The organism is Microbulbifer maximicatervae (SeqCode) (genome assembly GCF_056231245.1).
In genome coordinates this window covers 1,362,509-1,374,256 of the sequence record NZ_CP174334.1, presented here as the reverse complement: position 1 = coordinate 1,374,256, position 11,748 = coordinate 1,362,509, and the positions used below count along the sequence as shown (strand labels likewise).

Annotated in this window: 7 protein-coding genes; all 7 read right to left on the bottom strand. The window is 40.3% G+C overall.

Translation table 11 applies throughout. The annotated features are described in order from the left end of the window. Positions 1–16: 16 nt before the first annotated feature. Entirely contained in the window at positions 17–1,504 is a 1,488-nt protein-coding gene (locus ACJJIS_RS06000) for a M56 family metallopeptidase (RefSeq protein ID WP_444907713.1), read from the bottom strand. A 3-nt stretch (positions 1,505–1,507) separates the two neighbouring features. Continuing rightward, positions 1,508–1,906, bottom strand: a complete 399-nt coding sequence (locus ACJJIS_RS05995) for a BlaI/MecI/CopY family transcriptional regulator (protein ID WP_444907712.1) — start codon at positions 1,904–1,906, stop codon at positions 1,508–1,510. A 215-nt stretch (positions 1,907–2,121) separates the two neighbouring features. Beyond that, positions 2,122–2,520, bottom strand: a complete 399-nt coding sequence (locus ACJJIS_RS05990) for an MAPEG family protein (RefSeq protein WP_444907711.1) — start codon at positions 2,518–2,520, stop codon at positions 2,122–2,124. 103 nt (positions 2,521–2,623) lie between these two features. Further along, positions 2,624–3,091 carry a hypothetical protein gene (locus ACJJIS_RS05985; RefSeq protein ID WP_444907710.1) on the bottom strand — a complete coding sequence of 156 codons (468 nt, stop codon included), beginning with the start codon at positions 3,089–3,091 and terminating at the stop codon, positions 2,624–2,626. 167 nt (positions 3,092–3,258) lie between these two features. Beyond that, positions 3,259–3,744 (bottom strand): hotdog fold domain-containing protein, encoded by a 486-nt coding sequence (locus tag ACJJIS_RS05980; protein ID WP_413662726.1) that lies wholly within the window; start codon positions 3,742–3,744, stop codon positions 3,259–3,261. Between the two features lie 1,087 nt (positions 3,745–4,831). After that, a complete protein-coding gene (locus tag ACJJIS_RS05975) occupies positions 4,832–5,803 on the bottom strand; it encodes a GlxA family transcriptional regulator (protein ID WP_444907709.1) in 972 nt (323 codons plus the stop codon). Positions 5,804–7,099: 1,296 nt separating this feature from the next. Then, positions 7,100–11,092 carry a DUF6531 domain-containing protein gene (locus ACJJIS_RS05970; RefSeq protein ID WP_475709701.1) on the bottom strand — a complete coding sequence of 1,331 codons (3,993 nt, stop codon included), beginning with the start codon at positions 11,090–11,092 and terminating at the stop codon, positions 7,100–7,102. Between the last annotated feature and the right edge of the window lie 656 nt (positions 11,093–11,748).

Sequence of the window (11,748 nt, the reverse complement as noted above, 5' to 3'; positions counted from 1 at the left end):
AAATCACACTCCCCCCTTACTTCGCAAGCAAAGTGTCTGGGTTGATTCGCTTGCCTTCTTTGATAAGTTCAAAGTGAAGATGTGGCCCTGTTACACGCCCTGATATACCCACAGTTCCTATCGCCTGGCCGGCACGTACTGACTGCCCTGCCTCAACTTCCCGCTCATTTAAATGGGAGTACAGAGTTTTCGTATTATTACCATGATCAATAATTATGATTTTCCCATAATTTTTATGCTTATAATCATCAGTAGAGACTATTACAACACCACTTTCAGCTGAAACCACCGGAGTGCCAATCGGTGCCGCAAAGTCAGTACCTTCATGGGTTTTTTTGCGAATTTTACTGAAATCACCAAAAGGGCTACTAATACGGGCACTCTCAACCGGGACTGTCAATTTGGTAATCTCCACTGAAGCCATTGTTAATCCCGGTTTTAACAGTAGCCCTCCGAGTATTAAAATGGTTGAAAAACTGCAGAACAACATAGCGCGTAAATAGACACCTAACTCGCCATTATTAGCCCCCGCCCTTGAGGCTTCCATAATATTCAAAAGTCTGCGTCGGAAAAAAGGAGCCTGACTCCTACCACCAGAGAAAGAGAAAGCTACAACCCAGTCACTTGTTCTTTGTGAAGAGTTCCGTCGAAGAGTGTCAATCATTGCTTGTGCATAAACACGGTATAATTCTCGCTTACATGACTTTAGAACTTCGCGATCGCACCCCAACTCTATCGCCCAGCTGAATCGAGACTTCATCCAACCTAAGAAGGGATTGAACCATAGGATGCAAGTAAATATATGCACAATCAGAATCAACAAGGGGTCAAGCCTTTTCAAGTGCATAATTTCATGCTCAATGATTAGATGACGCTCCGTTTCATTCATTGATAAAATATAGGAGGGAAGCACCAATTTACGACTGAATAGCTGCATCACAAATGGTGTAATCGTTGAGTGTGTTATAAACACCTGAGTTTTACTTCTGATTAGAAAATCACTTTGAGATGAAGTAAAAAACTGGTCAAATTTACCAATAGAAAGCTTATTATTTGCTATTAAACGCAATTTCTTGCCATAGAAAAACTGACTTACTACCACTTTAGATAAGGTAAAAAACACCCCGCACAGATATATAAGCAACCAAAGAAAAGCCAGTAATTCAACAGAACTCAAAGAGGTAGATACATACTCATGCAGAACTACGTTAATTGGTGGTATAGAGGTAACCTCATAAGCTGGCGGTAATTCAAAATTCAGATCCGGAGCAATACCCAACGTTAACTGATCGCTCAATTGCGCAAGAAAAAATGGGGAACCGGCAGCAACCATTGCACACAACCAGAAACTTCGCCAATGGTATATCGCATTAAAGCTGTCTTTATTTCTAGCTGTTGCCAGCCAAATAACAATGAAAACCAACCCCGCCCACAATATTGAGAAGAAAGAAGTAGCTAGAAAATCCAGTGCAAATGGTAGAACTGTAGAGACTATCTCGGCCATAGCCTATTCACCATCCTTGCTGACCGGCTCAGAGTCAGGCCAGGAATCGAGTACTGCCTGAAGCTCCTCGATATCTTTATCACTCATTAACTTACTGCCGGCAAACATCGACACAGGAAGGGGACCATCAAGCTCTAATACTCTTTCAGCGAAATCTTTTGCATATGACGCCAGAGTTTCCACCTTCTCAATCGCAGGGCTATAAACATGGATTCCATGGATCTCAGATTGAGCCACAAACGACTTATCCCGCATCCGATCTAGTGTCTTTCGAGTAGAGGAGTATGACCAACCCAATTCAGGTCCTACCCGATCATGTAACTCTCTGGCACTCAGCGGTTCTCGCCTCCAAAGGGCTTTCAACAGCGCAAGTTCTGATGGGGACGGTTTTACCTTTTTCATTTTATCTTCCCGTGTGACAGTCAGGGCTAGTGTGCGACAAGCGTCGCATTCGGTCAACCACCCTGCAGGGAAACTTGTTAGGTTGTTTTTTATACAGCCAGGATCGTAAACAGTTTTTGCCGGCTGGCAAAAAGTTAAAAGCTATCGATAGACCAATCGATTTTGATCAGTTTAAGCACCAACCAATATAAGGTTTGAAAGCGCTTGCAACCAACTCAAAACCTCAGGGCTTGCTGCACCAGTGCCAAGCAAAGCCCCAATCCAAAGATATAAGTGCCTACGGCACCCAAGAAGCGCATTGGGTTAGGCTTTGCCATAGTGGAGGGAAATAAGATGCCTGCAACAAAAAGAAATCGACAGGCGGTCAGCAGAATAACAAACCACCAAACCCAGGTAGAAGACTGCCCTAAGCTCACTAAGTAAATAAGTACCATCAAGAGGGGAGCATATTCTGCTGTATTTGCATGGGCCCTTACCCATTTGTGTAGGGTATTATCGGGGTCGAAGGAATGCCCAACTAAAACCTCATACTTACCGCGCCCAACAGTAACCAAGGCGCCGAGCAGAAAGGATAATGCCGCTAAGAGCCCAATACACAAATAGTAAACATTCATAGAAATCTCCATTTCCTATGTTATTTGTACAGGGAGGGCATTTTAAGCCTCGCCTCCCCGCCCTAGTTGTTCACACTATATAAGCATCGTTTTCAGCTACATTTTAAAGAATCACAGCAGTAGCTCTGGAGCCTGTCGCGAACAATGCAACCAGAGAAAACTGTGAAAAACCTTGATCAGTAGATAGATACTCTTTACACCAAAACCTAAGTTCATCCGACCATTTAACCAAAGCTTCCTGCCTCTTCGGCTCAGCATCATATTGGGAAGCCAGTCCAGCAAAGTGACAGTGCACAACTACTTTAGAGTCATTGCTTCGGCTATCATCAACTACAGATACCGTCATAGAAGCAGATACAGACTCCCAACTAATCAGGAAGTACAGAGAAGTATCACTTACATTTTCATCAAGCTTGGAAATTGCGAGCTGTAATACCTCGGAAAGGTCCTGATAAATATCATCATTCGCCAAGGCAGTACTTTCCGATCGGTGTAACTCATGCTCCGTAGCAGTTTTATTTTCACCACCAAAGAGGCATGTCGACTTTTCTATCTGCCAAGCCAATCTCATAAACCCTCCAAATACATCAAGACTGAACAAAGAAATATTCTACGAGATTTATGAGTAGAGCACACTTCATCCCCTCCCAGCCTGCATACTCTTCTCCATATTCAAGCTCAAAGTAAGGCAATTCCCCTTGAAAATACACCAAGAGTTGACCTCAAATGACAACTCTACTACTTCGCGTTGGGGCGCTCTGATACACGCATGGTAATATCGGCATGAAATACTTCCTCTCCATTAGTATCAATAACGCTCACAGGCATAACAACATCGCCAGCCTCAATGGTTTTAAACCCTGGATACTCACAAACGGCTCGTAGATTAGTCTTCGCCATCTTTAAGTACTTGACTTCCATCCCTACTGGTATCCAGCGAAAGCGTCGATCCAAAGACACATCCAAACAAACACCGCCAGCTAATTCAGCGGCGTTACACATAGCGATAGCATGTACAGTACCGATATGATTTGTCACGCTCCAACGCTTATTCAGTAAAACCTCCACTTTACCCGGTGATAATTCCAGGAAACGCGGCTTGATTGAACGAAAATACGGTGCCTTAAGTGCCACTAATTTAGACACCAGCCAGCGGCCCAATGCCGAGCCGCCAAGTCGCCCCCACAGATTAAGTACCGGGCTTTTAGAAGATTGATAGTCCATCTTACCTCTCCATCCTATACATCGAACCGCCACTCTATATGGGCGGTCTTAAGCTATTTAGGCCACTATATATCAACTTCCGGTAGTCCAGGGTAATCAGATCTATCAGCTTTATTGACATAGGCTATTCCAAGCGCAGAAATGCCCAAGAGGAGATTTGGTTCATAAGCGAGTGCAACTAATAAGGCTAGAGCTAATAATTTGTATCCCTTAAAAGCATATCCATTAATAGGTAAAGTAAGTATATCTGCAAGCTGAGAGGCATACTAAATGGCAATCGCTACTGCACACCTTGAAAGATTGTTTTTGATGTCCAAAAAATTCTCTCAGGCAATCTTTTATAGAAAAGCTTAGACTGAGTAGCTAATTATATGTCAATTAATACTGAAGATTAGATGTCGGAAATTGTCAGGCCAGAAATCTTAGATTAAATTCTAACTATACTTCTCGCTGCAGCACCTGCTTTTCCCATTTCTAAGGCATCTAACTTTCAATATATCCACCATAATTAAGGGTACATTATAAATTTTTCAGAAATTTAATATTGCGAAGGGTATGATCGCGACTCCCACAACGCACCAACAATATTAGATTCCCAGAATATCTACACCACTAAAGGGCTTCCGTTCATGGGTCTAATTTTATTTAGCCGCAAATCTATCACTATTTTTTCACCACACCTATATATATCGGGATATGATTTTATGCTATATCACTTACCAATTGCTACCGGCCTGGTCCTAATAGAGACCGAGAAGCTCGCAGTCTACCGGTGAAAATTGGAGCTTCTAGTTAACACAACAAATTAATTCCTATTCATGGGAGCGACTCAATCAACCCTAGCAAGGTTATATAATGGAGAGAATCAAGCTGTGTAAATTATCGAGTAAGAATAAAAAGCCAGCTAAAAGATTTTTTCCCAGATGTAAATCTAGTGGAGGCATCTACAAAAGGAAAGACAAGCAAGAATTAGGTAAGAAGAACAAAAATCTCTAACAGAAAATGTTATTTATATTTACATCAAGGATAAAAATATCTTTTATGAAAATGAGACAGCCCTACCGAATAGACTGTCCCATAAATTATCTCACGACGACTTTCGACGGTATTCCCTCGGCAACATACCCTTATTTCGGCGAAATGCCCTTCTAAGCTGCTCTTGAGACTTAAAACCACAGATAGTAGCTATACGCTCCTGAGTTAACGCTTGAGTTGCTAAAAGCTGGCAAACCTTTTCAATGCGAATTTTCTCAACGAATCGACCTGGAGTTACTCCCATATCCCGAGTAAAGCAGCGAGCAAAGTTTCTCGGGCTCATAGATGTCTTTTCCGCGAGACTATTAACGCATAAAGTTTTATCCAAATTACTATGAATCCATTGCACCAGCTCTAAAAAACGATCACTCTTTAACTGGCTCATAAGATAAGTGCTACTTTGTTTATGATCTCCATCTCTCTTGAGATATAAGACCATTAATTGAGCAACAGCTAAAGCAATACCACGACCAAAATCATCCTCTACCATTGCCAAAGCCATATCAACCCCCGCACTAACACCTGCAGAAGTATATATATGATCATCTTTGACAAATACAGATTCTGAATCGACATCCACTTCTGGGAATCTCTTCAGCTGATCAATATATCTCCAATGGGTAGTGGCACGCCGACCATTTAGCAAACCTACTTTTGCGAGAATCAGAGCTCCATTGCCAATAGAGCCTATACGCTTAACTAAACCAGACTGAAGAGAAAGCCATCTACTCAAACATTCACTGATATTCAAATCATCAGCAGCATTAAGATTACCACTCACAAGGAGAGTATGAATTCCTCTTGAATCAGTAAAACATCTATCTGAGCATATCCTTAAACCTGATGAGATTTCCTTGGTATCTCCATCTTCGGCTAAGAATTCGACCTCATACTGATCATCACAACTAAAACCCCTATCCTTTAGCTGCTGATTTGCCAGCGAAAACACTTCTGCGGGCCCCATTACATCTAATGAGTGTGCCCCAGGGTAAAATACGATAGATACTTTCTTTTTACAGTTCATTTTAAATTGCAGAATAAGCGTAAAACTATATACCAAACTCAAAAATCACTGTGCGGATTACTAACTTATTAAAAGAAACTTCAGGAATACTATCTTGGGTAGCCCAACCACCTCAGAGGAAGGTGAAAAAACGCCATAGCGGAAGCTTAATAAAACCTAAATAAAATCCAGATTAACTGGAAACACTACTAATAAGTTAATTCTTCACTTGATCCGAGTAATATACCAGGTGGCTACTACCCAATAGTGAGAATTGATCACACGATGATTCTTACCCCAATTAGAGACTACAGGCAAACACACTATCCATCAGCCATACTCTCATCATCCATATACATAAAAATGCTATTTAATAAGGCACCTTCAGAACCAACATCACAAACTGTTAATCCTGTATAATTAAGCAATCCTGACCCTAAGGTACCAGCTTTTTCTATTCTGTAAAGTAATAACGATATTTTTTTTCGGAATATATAGTCGTATATGAAACAGCCCTGCATCCTGCCAAATAAACTTTGATTGCGGCCAATAATTACAACAAAGAAACACTACCCAGCCACATCAACAGAAGAGCCACTTCAAAGACCTAACGCCATTAAAGGAAAAAGATAATCATTCCTAGTAAAAGGAGCTGTAAATATCTAAAGTCCTATTCATCTCAGCTAATATGAATTGATTCAAGGCAAGAAACAAAAGAAACTCACATTTATCGCCTAAAGCCTTCGCTCTATCGTATAACGACCTAAAAGCCCGCAAGAAGTGTACCGCCGTACCACTTACTTATTCGTTCATATGAGCATCAAAATATTGATAATCTCATAGAAATTTAAATAATTTATCGACTCAAATACCCCCAGGCTTAGTAAGCTCTCTAACATATTGTTACAGTCGGTTGGGTGCTGAGCCCCATAGCTGGGACTTTCGAGGGTTATTAAATATAGATAGGTTTCAGGCTACGCATGGTAATCTGCTACTTCCAGGGCGGATAAGCAATGACTACCGACAACCTTGGCAGGATAGCCAAGACTTCAGAAAGTGAGTTTTCATTATTTATGGAAAATAACACACTAAAGCTATTGCCCTTTATGTTGCCGAAAGCCCTATCTAGCAATTTAACCCGCATAGACTTATATAAGTTAAAAAGGACAGCAACTTGTCTTCATGTAAAGAAGCACTGAATATGATTTATCTCAAAATGCAATACTGCTGTAAAAACTTACGCAAATTAACGTATTCAAGCTTTCGAGTTAACCCCCTATATCACAGACAACTTATAAGCCTTTACGAAATAATACTTCATTTACTTTGATCGTCATTCTTAAGCTGTTGAATAAGCGTATCACCAGACCAAAAGAATCTGACACAACCATCATAATTTTCTTTTCTTACACATCGCCCCAAGGGGTCGTATTGATACCGAATCACATCCTGAAATTTCTCTACACCTTTTTCTACTTTTAGATTTTCTATTTTTATCAACTTTTGCTGACAATTATAATGGTATCGAATCCTCTGTGCCCCCTCCCCTCCAACTTCTTCAACACGACCTGTAGAAGAGGTATAACCACGGGATATATTGCCATTATCAACGATTCTATTCTCAATAACTTCTTTGCCAGGAATCTGACTATCAAGCTTACTCGTCGAGTTAAGCTTACCTAGGAGACTATCAGCGGGGTCATAAATTAAGAAGGCAAGAAACTGATCTGAATCACTCTTACAAAAGTTATGAACATTAAAGATATTTTTATTAACCTTGCCGGAATAATTAACTCTGGCAAGTGAACAGCTACTATTCGGCAATAAATTCAAAATATTTGTAACTGTATCAATTGGCCTTTCAAACTTACTGACAATAAAGCCTTGCACATAAACCTGAGGATCATAATTGTCCAGAGGTTTCAACCCTTCGGTTGTTTTTATCAACAAAGAATTGAAATTTCCATTTACTGAGGAGAAGGGTGAATTCTCAGATTCCACAGAATGATCAAAGATAAATTTAACATCTTCTTTTCTGGGTAGTGAAGTTGCCGTAAGATTACCTAAAATATCATACTTATAACTGAGCTTACCATCATCTTGCCATTCCGCTACAATACGACCACTAGCATCATATTCCCACTTCAGACTACAGTAATTATTTTTAGCTTCGATCAGTTGCCCTAGGCAATTATATCTAAAGCTATTAACGCCCTCTAGCGTAGTTTCTTTTATTAACTGGCCCAGCAAATCACGTTCAAAGTAGATATCGGTACCAATGCCTGATTGAGAAGCAATTACTTCCGTAGAATTTACTAAGTGGCCAGCGACATTATATGCATAGTGGGTAACACGACCATAGAAATCCTCCTCTTCTATTAATCGGTTATTGAGATCATATTTCAGCCGATAACACTCACCCTTTTCATTTATAAGGCAAATTAAATTGCCCTCTCCATCATAATGATATTCTAATTGACTGCCACTGGAACTAGTCTTGCTCTTTATTTGATGGAGTGCGTTATAAGAATAACGCGTATAATTCCCATCCTTATCTAATATTTCTGAAACTAATCCATGCTGGTTAAACCTGCACTGAATATCTGTATCTTTTTGAGCAACCTTAACATTGATCCGACCCTGATCCTCATTCTTGCAAGAAGCCTCTTTCGTCTCAGCAGGCGTTAACAATTCCGTGCGAATATCAACATCATATCTACAATCAATAGATCGTCCGAAGGGGCAACTTATTCTTAATAGCTTATTGCTGCTTCCCCACAGATAACTCGTAACATTACCTAATGAGTCACTAATAGAATTAATCATGCCAGCAGAGGTATAGTCATATTTCACTTGGTTGCCGAGCGGGTCTTCAGCTAGCACCAGCTGTCTTTTTTTGTTGTAACTATACTGCCAACTGCTATCTGATGGATCAGTATACTTTGTGGCGAGACCTTCATTGTTATATTCAATTTGATAATTATTACCGGCCACATCTATCTTCTCGGTCAAGCGACCCTGATTGTCATATCGGAATAACTCCTCACGTATAGTCCCATCAGTACTGGGTAGCCGTACCTTTGTAACGTGACCTAGCTCGCTGTATTCATACCACGTTTCTCCACCTTCAGCATCTTGATGGAACGTGAGTAATCCGCGATTATTGAAGTGAAAACGTTGCCGCCCGCCTCTCGTGTCACACATCGTTGCTCCGTGACCACTTTCCTCCCAGATAAATTGATAACTGTAAGCAGCTTTTTCGTCAATAGGGTCCCCCCACTGCCGTATACAATGAGCTGAACTACCCTCAGCATCCCACTGAAAATAGAAACTATAACCAGTTTTTAAAGTTCTTTGTTTAATAAGGCCTTTGTGATAAACATACTTTTCATTATTGCCAACACTGTCTACAGCTTCAGTCAGATTATTTTCACTATCAAAGACATATTGAGCTACTACCTCAGAACTTCCCGAATTATTTTCTTTTGTCAAAGTATTTATAAGGTGACTTTCAGGAGATTCATCAAGCGAGCTAATGTATAAAATTTCACCGGAACTACTCTCGACCGATCTTAAATAATCCCCTGAGTAGTTGAATAAATAAAAGTTATCGTTATCATCCCGAATCTCAGCGAGCTTTAACGCACCAGTTTCACCAGTAGCTTTAAAATGTCTTTGTACTCCATTGGAAATTCCATATGTCGTAATGATCCAATGCTCATCGTTTACTCGCGTGAGAGTTAATCTCTCATAAATATTATGACTGCGCGAGCTATTTCCGGGAGCTGGCAAGCTAATTATTCTACCTTCAGAATCAAAGAAGAGTATGGGTTTGCCTGGACGCCAAACCAAGCGCTCGCTAAATGTATGAGTCCAGCCACAACCCAATCCGAAATTTCTTGAATTACTACTGCGATAGGTACGAGTTACCGATAAGGGTAGTGACCCCTCCAATACAAAATCTTCTAAAGTAAACTGAACCTCTCCAGTTTTTAGATTTACAGACCTAGTTACTTCACCAGTAACATTATCGCTCTGACATATATCGGAGTTATAATTTTCACCTACTTCGCTAATGTGGTTATCAGTATCATATGAATAATCCCTGACACAATTTATCTTATAAAATTCAGACTTTACATCATGGGGCACTGTGAAAGCTTGTTCACTACCCCTTTTATTTTCTCGCAGCTCGTTACCCACTTTGACTTGCACTAAATTTCGACTATTTTTTCGGGGTGCAGCTATTTTGGGGGTTTTCTTTCCGGATACAGCAGTGCTTTTGCCTACTGTCGGATATCCTGAATTTTTAGCAAGTATTTTCCTTTGCTTTTTTGTCCTGGCAAAATCAAACATTAAATCGCCAATATTACGAAAAGCATTCACTAAGCGCTTATTCTTAGTTAAGGATGTTATAGCTACATCTCCCTCAGTCAATGCCGCAAGTGCTATAGTCAAAATGATCTCAAAAGTACCACTTGCAGTTAAGTTTGTGTGCTGCAAGCTATGTTGTGTTTTAATGTAGTCCTGGGCAAAATGAAAAACTGCTCCCCGAAGAGTTGGGTCACTATAAATAACCTCGGCTATGTTGAAACTCAAGCGGAGCTGCTTTTTTGAAACAGAACTGGGATTAAAGCCTAGTACATCAATCACACCTCGATACAGGGAGGTTACACATTCATCAGCTTCTTCTTCTGGAGTTTCTTCATATAAGACATAATTGATTGCCGCAGAGCTAAACTCAAATGATTGACGTGCTGGACTTACTATCTTCTCAACATCAACAGCACTCTTTGACCAAATCGATAAGCGCCACACAGAGCTGTCAGTTTCTTTTACTTTCTTTTTTGCAGTTGTTACACGCTTCACCCAACTCCAATCAGTTTGCTGGCTAATAAAAGCCTTATCTGCAACTTCCTGCGTAATAATTTTCTGCAAGCCCATACGAATCTTAGCAACCAACTCTGTTTGTAGATCCCCCAATGCCGAATATGGCAATGGGGCCTCTTCAATAATCAGTTGATTCTGAGCCAATGCCCGATAAATGGCTTTATCCCGCTCATTAAGATAGCCAGGCACATTACTTAATCGCGATTGAGATGGGGGACGCTCTTGCTCAGGGTCTATATCTGGCGCAAAGGTTGTGTATAAGCCAAGGTACTGGTCATACACTAACTGAAGAGTGTTAGTATCGAACATCCTCAATAATTCAGCAGCATCAATCTTTCTAGAGGGACCCGTCTGGCATATCCATCCAGGCCGCACCGCATAACGAGAGCCCTGAGAGTTTTCGATATAGAGCTGTATCAAAAGTTAAATCCTATCAACCGCTGACCGACTATTCTGCGGTCATCAAAAAACGAATCCATTCAAAGCACCTAAACTAGGTGCTCAACTTCGACATAATCATTTCTACTGGGACGATTTTTCTTTCAAAGGACAAAGAAATATATTTCAGCCTTCTTACATCGGTTTTAAAAAATCGGCTGAACCAAGAACAGTTTCTACGTCCAAAATTTTGACAATGAGTGTGAAGTTTAGTAGTGCGTGTTTCAAAGCCGGGAACAATAAGCTCTCGATTCACATTCAAGTCTTCACTATCACAAGCAAAATATTAAAAGTCAAAATAGCAACATCAAAAGCTATACCAATAGGAAAACCATAATTCATCCACATCTAAAGACTTTTCAAATGATCTAAACGAAATAGTTATAATCCCTATCTAATAGCTACTAAGCCAATCCTCCAGGATACCTAACATACCACCATCTTTCGGAGTAACTAGAAATTAGGTGAAAGCTAACTTAATTTGTATTGTTGCGATAGGAAAAAACGATTACAGGAGAGTACACTGCATATAGTGCAATTAAATTTGACTAGGGTCAAAGAAAGAAAATCACAGTCAAGCGATATATGGCGGCATATTCTGACAAAAAAGTACCATTTAGCGACATTAAATATAGTTT